The following is a 15,365-nucleotide window of genomic DNA, read 5'->3' as shown; positions in this document are numbered from 1 at the left end:
TCCTCACTCGCTAGAGAGGTTTACTACTCTGCTTCATCGCATATATTATACACAACATTGTAGCAATATAGGGGGACGAATGTCAATCTTTCAGAAGATATAATTGTTTGACCAAAAGTTATTAAAAGCAATAAATCAAGTTCTAGATATATATCCCATAAATATACTCCATAAATATAAATATTAAAGCGAATACTAATACAGCTAAGATAAATAATGATGAGAAAATACGCATCAAAAACCATCCTCTTTTTTCATACTCAGTTAGTGTTCCTGCTTTACTTTTTCGCCATAAATTATAAGCACCGAAAACACATATTATGAATACAAAAATTACATTGAAGTCCTCAATAAATTCAGGTAAACCAAAATATGATTTTATTAAAATACATATAAAGAAATAGTTTCCAATTAATGCTAAAAGAGTTACTTTCCATGTACCCCAATATTTAATTATAAGATAGTTAAAACTTAAGAGAGAAAATATAGCTGCTATTTGTTTTTCCATTCGTCTGCTTTCTAAGGAGATATTACAACCATAGAATAAAAGTTTAATTTAATAGCATTATTAAATTAATGAAATATTATCCATAAGATAAAAATGATTCCAACTATGTATATATAATTTTCATTACGTCCATCTTTATATGTACTAGATTCCTTTTTCTGGATATTTCTAATGAAATCTTTAAAAAATGAATTACTAGGACTGCACCTAATAGATAAAAATAAGCATATCCAAAATTAAAGAACATATAGAATATTAAAAAAACAATTCCAGCCACTATACTTACTAAATTTGTAAATTTATATAAATGTAGGTATCGCATATTATTTACCCATTCTTGCTGCTTACGAGTTAAATTCCGTTGTAATACATTTTTATAATACGCACGAAGATCCCAAACCAAAATAAATAATACTACTCCAAAAGTATAATCAAACTTATTTATCATTTAGCAGACTTATCTCCTAACTAGCTTTAAATAACTCTTTTATAAAATAACAGTCATGTTAAATCATATTAAAATATAGAATGTTCTATTCAAATAAATTGACAAAATCCTAACTATATAATGACTTTAGTATTTTATAAATAGCTATAATCATAGAAATGCATAATATCCATATAGGAACATTATTTGAATACATCCATACAAAAGTAATAATAGAACCTACAACCCAAAATCCCAAAAATAACCAACCATAAATACTCTTTTTCGCTATAGGTATACCAACTAATTTATTGTGAAACCCTAAAATAAATAATATACATACAATTAATCTCGAATTATACTGATTTATCCCTCTTCTATATATACGCTTAACAATACGACGTCCACGAATTAATGGTGTTAATAACACGCCACCCATAACTAATATAGGGATAATAAACCTATAGTCTACATTCGGTGCAGTCGCCTCAATAGCATTACCTGTTATAGTAATTGCTAAAAAAATTGTTCCAATTATTCTAAACCTTATTAAATTTAATAACTTAACAATTTTTACATTCATATATGATTATCCAATTTCTTTAATTATAAAAGTCATACTAATGTCCTCATCATACAATCAATCTTATTATATTTTTAATATACACAATATATAAATACACTAATAACCCATGTTTGATTAATATAAAGTTAGATTGAGAATAAAATAGCCATTAAAAATAACAATATAGTAAATAGAGAAAATAAATAATAAGTCCATTTATTATCACTATTTTTAAAAATTAGTGAAAACATGTATGTACTAAATGATAACAATAAAAACTCAATTAGGTACTTAAATTCTTTATTTAAGGTATCTAAGAACTTTAAATCTGTAAAAAGCACAAATAAAAATATACCCAAACTAATCAGTCTATATTTTTCATTTATGTCCTTATTGGATCTTCGGATATATTGAGTTACACTATAGGCAAATGCTAAAAACAAGGATATAGTAGCAAAATAATATATTAATTTCATTGATTCTATTACACCTCATTTTTACTTCTTCACCTGTTGAAATATTTTTTTCAAGGCTTACAGCTCAAAAACTAATTTTAATAAAGCAAAAATAACAAGCCAGCATACAAAAGTAAGGCTATAAGATTTATATTCTATATTATGGCCTTTAATATAGTCATATATTATTTTTCCCATAATAGAGAATAATAGAATCAAAAAGATCAAATTAAATACTAGCTATATCATTTAACCAAACCTCAAATTTTGAATTAATACTATTTATATATTTAAAATTGCTTTCAATATACCAAAGAATATTAACCAACTAACAAATCCAGCACAAAAAAAATCATAGTGAATTTCAGCACCGTTCATATAATCATACGCCATGCCATATATAATTGAAGTCAATGAAAATAATGCAAATGCATAGAAAAATATTTTTTTTATAGTAACCATTTTAATTTTCACCTAAAAAAAATAAATTTAATAATACTATCTTTACTACATACAATGTTATTTCTTTTATCATATAAGCCTTCTTTACTTATAGATATTTAAATCTGATGTAAAGCTAGTAAATCAACATCGTTATAAACTAATGTCAATAAGTTATAGTTTTGATCTATTGAAAATGTTCCTTTAAGGCCGCCTGCATCAACAAATGAATAAGTACTATCATCAATTTTATAGAATTTACTTTCTAAGGGTACTAAATATTTATCTAATGCTAATCCAACCTTCTCTGCTTCTTCTTCAGAACAACCTAAAACATCTCGTACACGTTTAAAGTAGGGCTTGTGAACATTTTCTATTCTGTCTTCTATTATTTTATTTGTTTTTTTATATGTCTTAAATCTATAGATTAGATATAAGATAGCTAGTAGTAAAGCAAGATTCTCGTTCATAATCTCCTATAAAAATATACTAATATTTTAGTATATAAGAAATAGACTTAAATAAATCATTATAGTTATATAAATAAATTGTAAACCACCTATCAAAGATAATCAATTCATCTTCGATAGGTGGTTTATTTTATTCACCCTTAGCAATGCGGTCTAAGAGTTCAATATAGCTTTGTTTGTTTAATGCTGGTGTAAAGTTATCTAATACGTCTTTAGCACCTGCTGCATCATCATATAGTAAGTCTACGATGGTCATAGCCAAGGCTTGTGCTGTTTTAATGTACGCTACGTCAGGTACAGAGATTTCATATTCTGCACTGTGTAATACACCACTAATGCAACCAACCCATGGATGGATAACAGGCATCAAGTGAGATACGTCCCCCATGTCTGTACTAGCTGTAATATGTGGACCTTGGTATACATTGGCTTCACCAAAAATAGGATTTGAATTTTCTCGTAATAGAGCATTCATACGTTCATCATTACGCATCGGTAAATAGCCTGGTAGGTCATTGATAACACATGTAGCCCCTACTGCATCGCCACCAGCTTTTAATGCTCTGTTAACACGATGATTACCATCTACAATAGCTTGAATATTAGAGGCACGCACATAGCTTTCAACTTGAACATAGTCAGGTACACAGTTAACCAATGTACCACCTTGGTTAATGATTGGATGGAATCTGAAATAATCGCTTTCTTTGAAAGTTTCACGAATGGAGTTAACCCCCATAACGCCCATTAAAGCAGCATTAAGAGCATTGATACCTTCATGAGGTGCTTGAGCGGCATGAGCTACCTTGCCGTGATATTCAATCAGTTTAGATACAAAACCATTGGAGGTACTACCTAGACCCATTTCACCAGCTGGAGTTTTGGCAGTCTCCACATGCATTTGCATAGCCATATCGATATCGTCAAAAGCACCTTCATAGATAAGCTGTTGCTTGCCCCCCATATACTTAAGCTTACCTTGCTCACGTAATTTATTGCGGTAATCAATTTCAATCATTTCCTCTGCAGGGACAGCAAATAGTACAACATCGCCTGCTAATTCGTCCATCACTGCTTGTAGACCTATAGCTACGGCAAACATATTGGTAATTTGTACATTATGACCACAGCAATGAGCAGCCCCTGTTAAATCATCGGCACGAGGATGGCGGGGACAGAGAATGGCATCTAATTCCCCCACCATGGCAACCGTATATTTACTATCTCGGCCTTTCATTCTACCTTTTACACCTGTCAGTGCATGACTTGTAGTATAAGAAATGCCAAGTTCATCAAACATAGCTTGAACCTTTTTAGAGGTTTTTACCTCTTTAAAACCCAGCTCAGGTTCAGCCATAATATATTCTGCTAATTCTCGTAAACGCGGTTGTGCATCAACAATAGCTTTACAAACACGTTCTTTAACTTCTTCCTTTGTCATACGGCTCATAATATCTCCTTTATAAAATCGACCGTATAAAATACGGTCGATCATGGAATCCTAATGTATAGATATCTTTTGAAATATAAATCTATAATTATATCTTAACATAATTTAGACATCTTACATTATGATTTAGTATTAAATTAAACCTTCTAAATGAAGTACTAATTGGGCTAATGCTGTTGCACAGATGAAAGTACCTGCTGTTACAGCTAGTGCAACAGGAATAATGCGCCAAGATAAGCGACGGAATGCACCAAGGTCTTTTCCTAAGGATAAACCTGCATAAGCAAGTACTGGTGTTGTAGTAGCAAGGAATGTAACCTGACTAGTTTTAGCTATAATCCATTCTTGACCAGGCATACCTGGTAAGGATGCAACAACACCGACTAAGGAAACCCAGAATACCATAGGTAATTTATTAGCATATGGCAAGTTAGAGATTAAAGCACCAATCGTAGCAAGAACTGCTAAGATAGCTACGCCAACTAAGCTATCGCTAAATAGATGTTTACCATCCATTACATTACCTACTGCAGTGATGATAGCAGCAATACAAATAACGATGACAAATTGTGTTAATTTTTCGCTTTTACTCATGATTTGCTGCCTCCTCTGCTAAATCCTGTTCACGGGTACGACCTGTAAAGAAATTGTATGTTTTTTCCATAACAGGTAAAGAAACAAATAGACCAAAGTATACGCCTAGAACGGTAGTCAACAAGTTTGCAGCCCCAGCAAGCGCCATAATTTGTTGTTCATAATCTGGATATACTGCAATGATTGGAGCTGTAGCGGCAGCCATCATACTAGCACTACCTACGCCAGCGCCCATAGCCAATGCCAATGGATGGAACCAACCAGATTGTGCCAACATACCAGCCAATACGGAGGACCACATAGCACCGATAAGAACGCCACAGATGTACATGCCCATAACACCACGGCCCTCTGGAGAGCTAAAGCCGAATTTGTCGATAATAATCGCTACGTTTGGCTCACGGTCTACAGAGTAACAAGCACCTACTGCTTCACGACGCATACCTACTAACAAAGCTACAGGTAAACCAAATACAATCGTACCAAAGAAATGGCCAAGCTCTTGTAATAACAATGCCCATCCTGCACTTGTAAGAATACCAAGATTTGGACCGATACCTAAACCTACTTTTACCATCAAGATCATAACGGCAATACCGATATAATCGGCAGATTTTTCCATCTGTTTAATAGTAAGAATTTTAAATTTAGGAATAGAAATTAATAAACCTAGAATCAATGTGTACAATAATGGCAATAATACAACAGGACCTAGTTTTTTTATGCCTATAAATTCAGCGACTACGGTTAGTACGAGCGCTAGAAAATGTATTTTGAGATTTCCCAAAAGCTGCATAATGACCTCCTATAAAAACATATAATATAACATTGTTATATTATAAATAAATGTTATTAAAGGTGTCAACTACAGATGTACATTTGTCTATTAGAATTATTTTTTTCCAATAATATAAAGGCCTAGTTTAGCGCTAATTTCCTTAATAATAATATTTTCTATCATTGATGGTTTTACTTTATGAAACCTTTGATCTTGTTCATCATAATAAATGGCCCATTCAGACATAGATGCTGGAATAGTGTCACTATCATAATCCTTCCCTCTCCAAATAGCATCATCTCTAAAATAACTTAGTCCATCTTTTACTAATTCTGTTTCTAAACAAAATTCCCCAGCTAAACTAATATGATTATCTAATAGAAGATCTCTAACAATGATGGCTTCATATTCCCAACTTAGAAAACATAAATAGTCAAAGTATCTGAGTGCCATTTTGGGATCCCAACTATTATTTAAAACCATCGTTTGAAATAACTTATTTATTACCCCATAATCAGCAGATACATAATAGTCATTAGTTAAAAGAAAATTATATATCTGTTGGATTTCTTGTAAATCTAAAGTTTTTTCTTCATTTATTTTTTCGATAGGCAACGAAGAGAATATTGTATCCATATAGTACCTCATAATATATTTCAACAAAAGGCAGTTTGATTTCTCAAACTGCCTTTTACTATCATTAAATTATGGAATTTAAAAACTTAACGCTTTGTAATGGTTTACCTATTTCTTGCTCACAGTATGCAAATAATAGCTTTTCAAGTTCCTTCCAAATTGTTTTTGGAAGTTCTATAGGCGTGTCTTCGCCCCACTGATAACCGAGAATTTGAGGTAATCCAGCTTTCACGGAACGAGATATACTGAGATTCGTGGTTTCTCGCACCTGCAACCAGAATGGCTCAATGCCATCTTGATGAGAAAAAGCATTAGCACTTGGCACAACCCCCGCTAAGGACAACAATTGCCACCCAAGCATTATCGTTCCCAGTTGTACATTACGACGACGAATTTGCTTGGAATAGTTTACAACGGTATCAAATACCTTGCGATCTACATCATACATAGCAAATAGTTCTTGGATGAGCTCACTCGCGACTGCAGCGTAAGCAATATTATCTAAATTCACATCTAACGATTCTACCACATAGGAACCATCGATTTGCGTTACATTTACATATTCACCATCAGGTACCACTGTAATATACATGGCACTAAAGGGACGTAAATAGGAACTGTTACGCATGGTCATCATACGCTTATGCGGTATGGATGCACGAATGAGCCCCAAGCTAGGTGTGATAAAAGTAAATACGGAGTATAGCTTATATTTTTTTCGACTAATGACGATGGCAGGTGTATTAAAACCACCATTAAGCTTCTTCATGTTCTTCTTCCGTTGTTTCCTCTACCGGTAAAGGTGTTACTTTAATACGGGATACGCGATACCCTTGCATTTGTGTTACTTCAAAGGTATATCCCAATGCATCGACCGTATCACCAACGATTGGCGTCCGTTCTAAGAGACCAAATACATAGCCACCGATTGTATCAGAATCGGAATCGTCGATTTCAACGTCCATCATTTCTTCTACTTCATCTACGAGGACCTTACCATCAAACTCGAAGGACCCATCTGCATAAGCGATTTTAGCTGGTAAATGTGGTTCATGTTCATCTTGTATATCACCAACGAGCTCTTCAATAATATCTTCAAGCCCTACGAGACCAACCATACCACCGTACTCATCTACAACAACAGCTTGATAAATACGGCGAGTTCTCATGTATTGTAGTAATGTAGATAATTTCATTACTTCTGGCACAGTTAAAATATCTCGTTTTACATTACGCAAATCTTTACGCGCTTGATTAGGACGTTCCATGAGGTCCTTAATATGAACAAGACCGATGATATGATCCTTATCTTCTACACATAGAGGGTAACGGGTATGTGCTTTAGAACGAATAAATTTCATCGCTTCATCATAGCCGTCTTCAACGAAAATACAGTCCACATCTTGACGTGGTACCATAACCTCTTTAGCTCTACGGTCTACAAAGTTAAATACATTGTCGATCAACTCAGATTCCACTTGGTCTAGTTGACCTTCTTCATGGCTTCGAGAAATCATCATACGAATTTCTTCTTCAGAGTATACAAGGTCTAGCTCTGTTAAATATTTTGTTTTGTAAAAGCCCAAAATAACTGTGGAGATTTTGCTAGCAATCCAGATGAATGGGTACACCAAACGACCAGCAGCTACTACGATACGGCAATAGGTATTTACGTACTTTGTTGGGAAGGATAAGCCTAATGCTTTAGGTACAATTTCACCAAAGATAAGAACAATTAAGCTAATAAATAGCAGTAAAAGTATATCTAGTACAAAATGCATCCATGTGCTATGTAGATTAAATACCGCCACAAGTTGATCTACGATATTGTCAAATACATAGGTACCAGTACCTGCAAGGGCTAAGATAAAGAATAAAATCAAAAACTGCGTCGTATTTAAGAAATACTCAGGGTTTTGATAGAGCTTTAATAAAAACTCTCGATCCTTTTCCAAGAGGATATCCATATCCTCAACATGCTCTTTACGAAGACGAGCAAAGGAGAACTTTGCAACCACAAAAAAGTTAATTAAAAATATACATACAAGACCAAACCCTATGGGCAACAGGCCATCTACACTATCCATCTTAATTCCTTTCATACAATTGAGAAAACAAGTTAGTTTTTATTATAACAAAATTTATTTTCTATAACCAAGTTCAGATAACATGCCAGATTTATTACGCCAATCCTTTTTAACCTTAACCCAAAGGTCTAAGTACACCTTTGTAGCCAATAGTTTTTGAATATCTGCACGCGCTTCAGCACCTAGTTGTTTTAACAAGGCCCCTTTTTTACCGATGATGATGCCCTTTTGGGAATCTCGTTCACAGTAGATAGTAGCACGAATATAGGTTGTGCCATCATCACGTGTTTTCATTTCATCTACGTCTACGGCAATAGCATGAGGAATTTCATCACGAGTAGAGAGTAAGATTTTTTCGCGTACGATATCGGAAATGATAAGGCGTTCTGGTTGATCCGTAATCATATCTTCTGGGAAGTATTGCGGACCTTCAGGTAATGTTTCCTCTAATACCTTAAGAACTTCAGTTAAGTTCTCTTTATCTTTAGCAGAAATAGGAATGACCCCTGCAAATGGATATGCATCTTGATAAGAAACAATAGCTTCTAAAAGCTCTTCTTTTTTTAGAGTATCAATCTTGTTAACTACTAAGAATACAGGAACCTTTACACGTTTCAATTGTTCAATAATGAAGTTGTCCCCAGGGCCGCGCTTTTCATTACCTGCTACTACAAATAAAACAGCTTCTGTTTCTTTTAAGGACTCAATGGCAGCGTCTACCATAAATTCACCTAATTTATGTTTTGGCTTATGTACACCTGGCGTATCCATGAAAACGATTTGTTTTGCTTCATCTGTATATACACAGATAATGCGGTTACGCGTTGTTTGAGCCTTATCAGATACGATAGCGATTTTGTCACCAATAAGGGCATTAATTAATGTAGATTTACCAACATTAGGGCGTCCTACAACGGCAACAAAGCCAGATTTAAAATGTTCGTTCTTATTCATTGTATGGTGCATCCTCCCGCACATAACCGAGGTTACCTAAGATAAATTCCTCTTCAGTACGCATCTCTTTTTTATCTTCATCATTCATATGGTCATAGCCTAAAATATGTAAGCAGCTGTGAGTCGTTAAATATGCTAATTCTCGTTCAAAGCTATGTCCATATTCAATAGCTTGTTCACGAGTACGCTCTAAGGAAATAATCATATCCCCTAGTAAGTGATGTTCCTCTTCACTACCTTCGTAATCATCCCCTTCATTTAGGGCAAAAGACAGTACATCAGTTGGTCTATCAATGCCGCGATACTCCTTATTAAGCTCGTGAATTTTAGCATTATCGCAAAGTAAAATACTCATTTCATCTTCTTCAAGGCCATATACGCGACTTACTTCATCACAAACTTTACGGATAACGGCCTCAATATTCGAATCCTCTTGAATTCCTTCATCATAGCTAATATTTATATACATGCTTATCCTTTCGCTACATTCTCTTTGGATACTGCGTTAGATTCTGCAGTCTCACCAGCTAACTTACGTTCATGATATGCATCGTAAGCTTTTACAATGCGACCTACTAAATCGTGACGAACAACGTCTTGATCGCTAAAGTAAACCATATTAATACCAGGCACATGACGCAATACCTTTTCAGCCTCGCCGAGACCAGACACAACACGTGGTAGCAAGTCAATTTGTGTCTTATCACCGTTAACTACCATTTTAGAGTTGTTACCTAAACGGGTTAAGAACATTTTCATCTGTTCGGCCGTCGTATTTTGAGCTTCATCTAGAATAACGAATGCATTTTCTAAGGTACGACCACGCATATATGCTAGTGGTGCTACCTCGATAGTACCACGTTCCATAAAACGTTGTACTTGCTCAATGCCAAACATTTCATGTAATGCATCATAAAGAGGTCTCAAATATGGATCTACCTTATCTTGTAATTCACCAGGTAAGAAGCCTAATCGTTCACCAGCCTCTACAGCAGGACGAGTCAAAATAATTTTATCTACATTGCGGTTTTTCAAGTAGAATGCAGCTAAAGCTACGGCTAGGAATGTTTTACCTGTACCAGCAGGGCCAATGCCAAAGGTAATGGTATTTTTACGAATGCTATCTACATAGTATTTTTGACCTTCTGTTTTAGGCGTAATATTTTTACCCCGCATATTAACGGATAAGGTATCTTCAAACATAGTATGTACTGCATCAGCCTTGCCATTAGCAACGAGTTTGGCTGCAATACGAACTTGAGACTCAGTGATGGTACTGCCTTCACGGTATAGGAATACTAGTTCTTCTAGCGTGCGATACAAGTCCTCTACTTGTTTTTCATCGCCCTTAATAACAACAGTATCCCCACGTGCCACTACATCTGCAGAGATGACTTCAAGCATCATATGTAGATATCGATTATGTTGACCTAGTATGGATTGTGCTAGGTCATATGTAGGAAATGTAAAAACTTGTTCGCTCATATAACCTCCTAATCTATAAACTTACGAACGGCTTTGCCGTTTAAATAATCACATAAATCACCTTGATGAGCATCTAGTTCGTCTAATTTATCATCAATTAAATCTTGAACGCGCCACCACCCCATGGACCAGTTCGTAAATAACGTATTATCTTCAGGTGCTCTCCCGACAAGGCGTTGTAATACAATGTCAGGATGCAAGTGGCGTACAAAATTCACAACCCGATCAGCATATTCTTCGGCACTAATTAAGCTGAACTGACCTTCTTGGTACCACTTGGCCATCAATGTATTTTTAACGATATATAAGGCATGTAATTTAACTTGATCTACGCCAAGGGCTGACAAAATACGGGCCCCTTCGATGGTGTCTTTCATGGTATCCCAAGGTAAATTAACAATCATATGGGTTGTCACATTAAATCCATATCTCTTAATGCGCAATACAGCATCAATAAACTGTGCTAAATCATGGCCACGATTAATCTTCTCAAGGGTATCATAATTGACCGTTTGCAATCCTAATTCAATATAAATATCCTTATGAAAGCGCTCTCTAATGTCAGCTAATATGTCTAAGTATTCATCGGCAATGCAATCTGGTCTTGTAGCAATAGCAATGCCTACAGCTTCATCAATACAGCCTTGCTCCATATAGCTTTTAAAGTCATCAAGTCCCAAATAGGTATTACTAAAGTTTTGATAATAGGGTATAAATTTTTTCGCCTTGTACTTAGGGCCAATGTGAGCAATGTTTTCCTCTAATTGCATGCGCACTGTCATCCAAGCAGGACGATTTTCATAACCTGCACCGATTTCCCCGCAGAAGGTACATCCTCCTACACCTGCTGAACCATCTCGATTTGGACACGTTAGCGGTAAGGCAACAGGCAATTTATAAACCTTCTCCCCATAGGTTTCTTTATAATATTTAGATACCATACGGTATCGTTTTGGTCTCGTTGTATCGGTCATAACACTCCTATTTAACTAACCAATCATCGCTTGTTAACAAGCCTCTATGTCAGGACGTATAAATGGTTTAACCTCTTTATTAACGTCAATTACAACTGTAAATGGTGTACTAGGTACATTATCTATGCCCAATACATGTGCCGTATCTTTAGACATAGGCATTTCCACATATTGTTGGCGAATCTTACGCCACTCTTTAAATGTATAGTTTGGAATATACTGGGCTGCAATCTCTTCGTTGCGCCAGAATGCTTCCCCTTCTTGTAAAAGTTCCTTTGTCTGCTTAGGCAAACCTACGGCTTCACTTCGAACCTTACCTCGATAGCTAACAAGTGTATCGTACTGTAATAATTCAGCTGCTACTTTGTCGCCTTTAGACAAAAAGAAATTATATAAGAACTCGATTTGGTCGATATCTTTCAAGTTAACCTTGTGATTGTCAGCATCGAGCCAAGCTTGTGTCATTTCACAAAAATAAGAAAAAGCGTCTTTTTTAGGCTCCACATTGGTAGAATCATACTTTTTCATAGTCGGTACATGATTTATTACTGTATCTTCACCAGTTATGGATGTATCAGTATGTTCCTTAATAAGCTTACTACCAATATAACCAAAGACAGTTCTAAAACGCTCACTATTATAGAAGCGTTCAAATACATCTTCAAAGTGCTTCAAGAAACGAACGTCTTTATATGGCAATACATGGGTACTTAAAACCTCGTAAGGTGCTAAAGGATCACTAATGTATTGGTATTCCTCCATGCGGCGTACACCAGAGCCTTTTAAAAGTTTCAAAAAACCTATTTGCAGCGCATGAGGTTGTAAGCTAAATAAATCGTTGAAGGATAATCCAAATCGTGCTTTATTTTCGTAAGGTAAGCCTACAATTAAATCCATATGAACATGAGTTCTACCTGCTTCAATAATAGGTCTAATTGCCTTTTGAATATACGGCCAATCATTATATCGATTAATAGCATCTAAAGTTTTCTTATGTGTACTTTGTACGCCTACTTCTATTTGAATACGCCCTGGTGGTGTTTCACAAAGAATATTGGTTTCCCACTCTGTCATGAGCTCTGGTTCCATTTCTAGATGGAAATTAGTCTCTGTATCAGCATCACGCATAAATTCCATCAGCGGACGATGATGATGTGGTGCACAGTTAAATGTTCTATCTACAAATTTAACCTGTTTCACCTTGTGATCAATAAACCATTGTAACTCTTTTAATGTTCTGTCTTGTGGGAAGAACCGTACTGTATTCTTATTACCAGATAAACAATACTGACAAGAGAACGGACATCCACGAGAGGACTCATAGTAGATAATTTTATGTTCTAAATCAATCATATCCTCTTCTACATATGGGAATGGAATTGTGCTAAGATCTTTAACCTCTACGGCCTCAGCGGATCCCATAAGTTGACCCGAAGTATGGCGTCCCCGTACACCAGGGATTTCTTCTTCTAATCCATCCTTACCATTTTGTAATGCACTAATAAGTTGGTAGAAAGCTTCTTCCCCTTCACCTTGTACAACATAGTCTACAGCATAGCAGCGATTTAGAATTTCATCGGCAGTGAAAGATACCTCCGGACCGCCTAAGATAATTTTAATATCTGGTCGAACTGCTTTCACCATGTCTACCACATGTAAGGTCATTTCAATGTTCCAGATATAGCAAGCAAAGCCCAATACATCTATATTGCGCTCTGTAATATCACTGAGAATATGTAAAACAGGCATATTAATAGTATATTCTACTATATCGTATGCCTGTCCGTGAGCCTGCCCGTAGGCTTTGAGATACCGCAAAGCAAGGGAGGAATGTATAAATTTTGAGTTTAATGTGGATAAAACTACGTTCATAGGTCCCCTTTAAATCATCGAATGGCTCAGCCACCGTCTAGTCATAATATATATATTATACCATTAAAAGAGGCCAAAGATAAAGGAAACAATAGCACCCACTAAAATGACAACCCCTACTACAGAGAGGATAATGCCACCGAAGAATACAACAGCTGCTAAAACAACAGCTAATATGATAATCAAAATGATGCGACTAAGCCAGCTTGTACTATTAAAGCTATACACCTTAACATGAGGGCCATATTGATTATACTCTTCACCGCGTTGATACTCTTCATTCATATTACTAGGTGTAGAGTCCACATGAACAGAGTCTCCTACCTCTTCAATGGTTACACCATCAAAGTCACGGCGTTCATCATCAGATAATACCCGTGTATTTGGCTCTCCGAAGTGAGCATTACTACCAAAGCTATCACTACGTTCATTATTTGTATATGTATTTTGATTGTTATTTATATTGTGTTGATCAGACATCGTTAAGTCCTTTATATGACCAAAAGAATAATTAATTTTATACAACTTATTATACCATATTTCTCTGATAAAAATGCAAATAAATATCCCCTATAGATATAAATTCATATATCTATAGGGGATATTTTTGTTTGTATTGCTTATATGACTATAGGCAAACGGGCAAATTAGTCTTTCAAGTATTTTTGAAGCAATTGATTTACCATACCTGGGTTAGCACGGCCTTTAGATTCTTTCATAACTTGACCTACTAAGAAACCAATAGCCTTACCATTGCCACCTTTGAAATCTGCCACTGGTTGTGGATTATTAGCAATAACTTGCTTAACGATTTCTTCAATAGCACCAGTATCTGTGATTTGCACAAGACCTTCTTCTTTTACGATAGTATCAGCATCCTTGCCGGATTCCCACATGGATACGATAACTTTTTTCGCAATTTTACCGGAGATTGTACCTTTATCGATAAGGGCAATCATACCAGCCAAGTTTTCTGGGCTTACTTTAGATTCAGCAAATGTTAAACCACTTTCATTAATCATCTTGGACAAGTCACCAAGCATCCAGTTAGCCACAGTCTTAGCATCTGCACCTGCTTTTACAGTAGCATCTAAGAAATCTGCAGTTTTACGAGATACAGTAAGGATTGTTGCGTCTTCACGAGACAAACCATATTCAGATACAAAGCGTTCAATCTTAGCATCTTGCAATTCAGGTAACGCACGGCGTACTTCTTCAATTTTTTCGTCCGTAATTACAATTGGTACCAAGTCTGGTTCAGGGAAGTAACGGTAATCGTTTTCTTCATCTTTCTTACGCATACCAATCGTAATGCCTTGAGCATCATCCCAAGTACGTGTTTCTTGATCTACTTTACCGCCAGCTTCGATCAACTTAGCTTGACGCAAGGCTTCATATTCAACAACCTTTTGAATAGCTGTTAAGGAGTTAACATTCTTAGTTTCTGTACGTGTACCAAACTCTTTAGTACCGCGCAAACGTACGGATACGTTACAGTCACCACGTAAGGAACCTTCTTCCATACGACCGTCAGATACTTCTAAGTATTGCAAGATAGAACGTAGTTTTTCAACATAGGCTCTCGCTTCTGCGCCGGAACGAATATCTGGTTCGGATACGATTTCAAGAAGAGGTACACCAGTACGGTTATAGTCAACATTAGAAGATT

At 35.6% G+C, this 15,365-nt stretch carries 16 protein-coding genes; all 16 read right to left on the bottom strand.

Features of this window, described 5'->3' with window-relative positions:
* Positions 1 to 142: 142 nt before the first annotated feature.
* Positions 143 to 508 (bottom strand): hypothetical protein, encoded by a 366-nt coding sequence (locus QZ055_RS04130; protein WP_295824834.1) that lies wholly within the window; start codon positions 506 to 508, stop codon positions 143 to 145.
* A gap of 557 nt (positions 509 to 1,065) precedes the next feature.
* Positions 1,066 to 1,518, bottom strand: coding sequence for a hypothetical protein (locus QZ055_RS04125; protein ID WP_295824832.1), 453 nt, complete (start codon positions 1,516 to 1,518; stop codon positions 1,066 to 1,068).
* Positions 1,519 to 2,515: 997 nt separating this feature from the next.
* Positions 2,516 to 2,866 (bottom strand): hypothetical protein, encoded by a 351-nt coding sequence (locus QZ055_RS04120; protein ID WP_156718934.1) that lies wholly within the window; start codon positions 2,864 to 2,866, stop codon positions 2,516 to 2,518.
* Positions 2,867 to 2,996: 130 nt separating this feature from the next.
* Entirely contained in the window at positions 2,997 to 4,316 is a 1,320-nt protein-coding gene (locus QZ055_RS04115) for an amidohydrolase (RefSeq protein WP_295824829.1), read from the bottom strand.
* A 132-nt stretch (positions 4,317 to 4,448) separates the two neighbouring features.
* Positions 4,449 to 4,910, bottom strand: a complete 462-nt coding sequence (locus QZ055_RS04110; RefSeq protein ID WP_129823060.1) for a hypothetical protein — start codon at positions 4,908 to 4,910, stop codon at positions 4,449 to 4,451.
* Positions 4,903 to 5,706 (bottom strand): DUF3100 domain-containing protein, encoded by an 804-nt coding sequence (locus tag QZ055_RS04105; RefSeq protein ID WP_119208065.1) that lies wholly within the window; start codon positions 5,704 to 5,706, stop codon positions 4,903 to 4,905. Before QZ055_RS04105 ends, QZ055_RS04110 begins: the two co-directional genes overlap by 8 nt.
* Positions 5,707 to 5,802: 96 nt before the next feature.
* The gene (locus QZ055_RS04100) at positions 5,803 to 6,324 is read right to left on the bottom strand and encodes a hypothetical protein (protein WP_295824827.1); all 522 of its coding nucleotides are present in this window, start codon (positions 6,322 to 6,324) and stop codon (positions 5,803 to 5,805) included.
* A gap of 64 nt (positions 6,325 to 6,388) precedes the next feature.
* Entirely contained in the window at positions 6,389 to 7,093 is a 705-nt protein-coding gene (locus tag QZ055_RS04095; protein ID WP_295824825.1) for a DNA repair protein RecO, read from the bottom strand.
* Positions 7,080 to 8,411 (bottom strand): hemolysin family protein, encoded by a 1,332-nt coding sequence (locus tag QZ055_RS04090; protein WP_295824836.1) that lies wholly within the window; start codon positions 8,409 to 8,411, stop codon positions 7,080 to 7,082. The genes QZ055_RS04095 and QZ055_RS04090 overlap by 14 nt, the downstream gene beginning before the upstream one ends.
* 54 nt (positions 8,412 to 8,465) lie before the next feature.
* Positions 8,466 to 9,365, bottom strand: a complete 900-nt coding sequence (gene era / locus QZ055_RS04085) for a GTPase Era (RefSeq protein WP_195185797.1) — start codon at positions 9,363 to 9,365, stop codon at positions 8,466 to 8,468.
* Positions 9,358 to 9,834 (bottom strand): rRNA maturation RNase YbeY, encoded by a 477-nt coding sequence (gene ybeY, locus QZ055_RS04080; protein ID WP_105093830.1) that lies wholly within the window; start codon positions 9,832 to 9,834, stop codon positions 9,358 to 9,360. Before ybeY ends, era begins: the two co-directional genes overlap by 8 nt.
* 2 nt (positions 9,835 to 9,836) lie before the next feature.
* Positions 9,837 to 10,850, bottom strand: a complete 1,014-nt coding sequence (locus QZ055_RS04075) for a PhoH family protein (protein ID WP_295824823.1) — start codon at positions 10,848 to 10,850, stop codon at positions 9,837 to 9,839.
* A gap of 8 nt (positions 10,851 to 10,858) precedes the next feature.
* A complete protein-coding gene (locus QZ055_RS04070; protein ID WP_295824821.1) occupies positions 10,859 to 11,824 on the bottom strand; it encodes a TIGR01212 family radical SAM protein in 966 nt (321 codons plus the stop codon).
* 33 nt (positions 11,825 to 11,857) lie between these two features.
* Positions 11,858 to 13,696, bottom strand: coding sequence for a B12-binding domain-containing radical SAM protein (locus QZ055_RS04065; protein WP_295824817.1), 1,839 nt, complete (start codon positions 13,694 to 13,696; stop codon positions 11,858 to 11,860).
* Positions 13,697 to 13,759: 63 nt separating this feature from the next.
* Positions 13,760 to 14,176 carry a DUF4229 domain-containing protein gene (locus QZ055_RS04060; protein ID WP_295824816.1) on the bottom strand — a complete coding sequence of 139 codons (417 nt, stop codon included), beginning with the start codon at positions 14,174 to 14,176 and terminating at the stop codon, positions 13,760 to 13,762.
* Between the two features lie 167 nt (positions 14,177 to 14,343).
* On the bottom strand, positions 14,344 to 15,365 hold a 1,022-nt coding region (gene gatB / locus QZ055_RS04055), incomplete at its 5' end, for an Asp-tRNA(Asn)/Glu-tRNA(Gln) amidotransferase subunit GatB (RefSeq protein WP_295824814.1).

The sequence above is a fragment of the uncultured Veillonella sp. genome (assembly GCF_905209685.1).
GTDB lineage: Bacteria > Bacillota > Negativicutes > Veillonellales > Veillonellaceae > Veillonella.
This window is presented reverse-complemented; position numbering and strand designations above follow the sequence as displayed.

Coding starts and splice junctions, on each gene's coding strand:
- QZ055_RS04130 (WP_295824834.1), bottom strand. CDS start 508: ATGGAAAAACAAATAGCAGCTATATTTTCTCTCTTAAGTTTTAACTAT.
- QZ055_RS04125 (WP_295824832.1), bottom strand. CDS start 1,518: ATGAATGTAAAAATTGTTAAGTTATTAAATTTAATAAGGTTTAGAATA.
- QZ055_RS04120 (WP_156718934.1), bottom strand. CDS start 2,866: ATGAACGAGAATCTTGCTTTACTACTAGCTATCTTATATCTAATCTAT.
- QZ055_RS04115 (WP_295824829.1), bottom strand. CDS start 4,316: ATGAGCCGTATGACAAAGGAAGAAGTTAAAGAACGTGTTTGTAAAGCT.
- QZ055_RS04110 (WP_129823060.1), bottom strand. CDS start 4,910: ATGAGTAAAAGCGAAAAATTAACACAATTTGTCATCGTTATTTGTATT.
- QZ055_RS04105 (WP_119208065.1), bottom strand. CDS start 5,706: ATGCAGCTTTTGGGAAATCTCAAAATACATTTTCTAGCGCTCGTACTA.
- QZ055_RS04100 (WP_295824827.1), bottom strand. CDS start 6,324: ATGGATACAATATTCTCTTCGTTGCCTATCGAAAAAATAAATGAAGAA.
- QZ055_RS04095 (WP_295824825.1), bottom strand. CDS start 7,093: ATGAAGAAGCTTAATGGTGGTTTTAATACACCTGCCATCGTCATTAGT.
- QZ055_RS04090 (WP_295824836.1), bottom strand. CDS start 8,411: ATGGATAGTGTAGATGGCCTGTTGCCCATAGGGTTTGGTCTTGTATGT.
- era (WP_195185797.1), bottom strand. CDS start 9,365: ATGAATAAGAACGAACATTTTAAATCTGGCTTTGTTGCCGTTGTAGGA.
- ybeY (WP_105093830.1), bottom strand. CDS start 9,834: ATGTATATAAATATTAGCTATGATGAAGGAATTCAAGAGGATTCGAAT.
- QZ055_RS04075 (WP_295824823.1), bottom strand. CDS start 10,850: ATGAGCGAACAAGTTTTTACATTTCCTACATATGACCTAGCACAATCC.
- QZ055_RS04070 (WP_295824821.1), bottom strand. CDS start 11,824: ATGACCGATACAACGAGACCAAAACGATACCGTATGGTATCTAAATAT.
- QZ055_RS04065 (WP_295824817.1), bottom strand. CDS start 13,696: ATGAACGTAGTTTTATCCACATTAAACTCAAAATTTATACATTCCTCC.
- QZ055_RS04060 (WP_295824816.1), bottom strand. CDS start 14,176: ATGTCTGATCAACACAATATAAATAACAATCAAAATACATATACAAAT.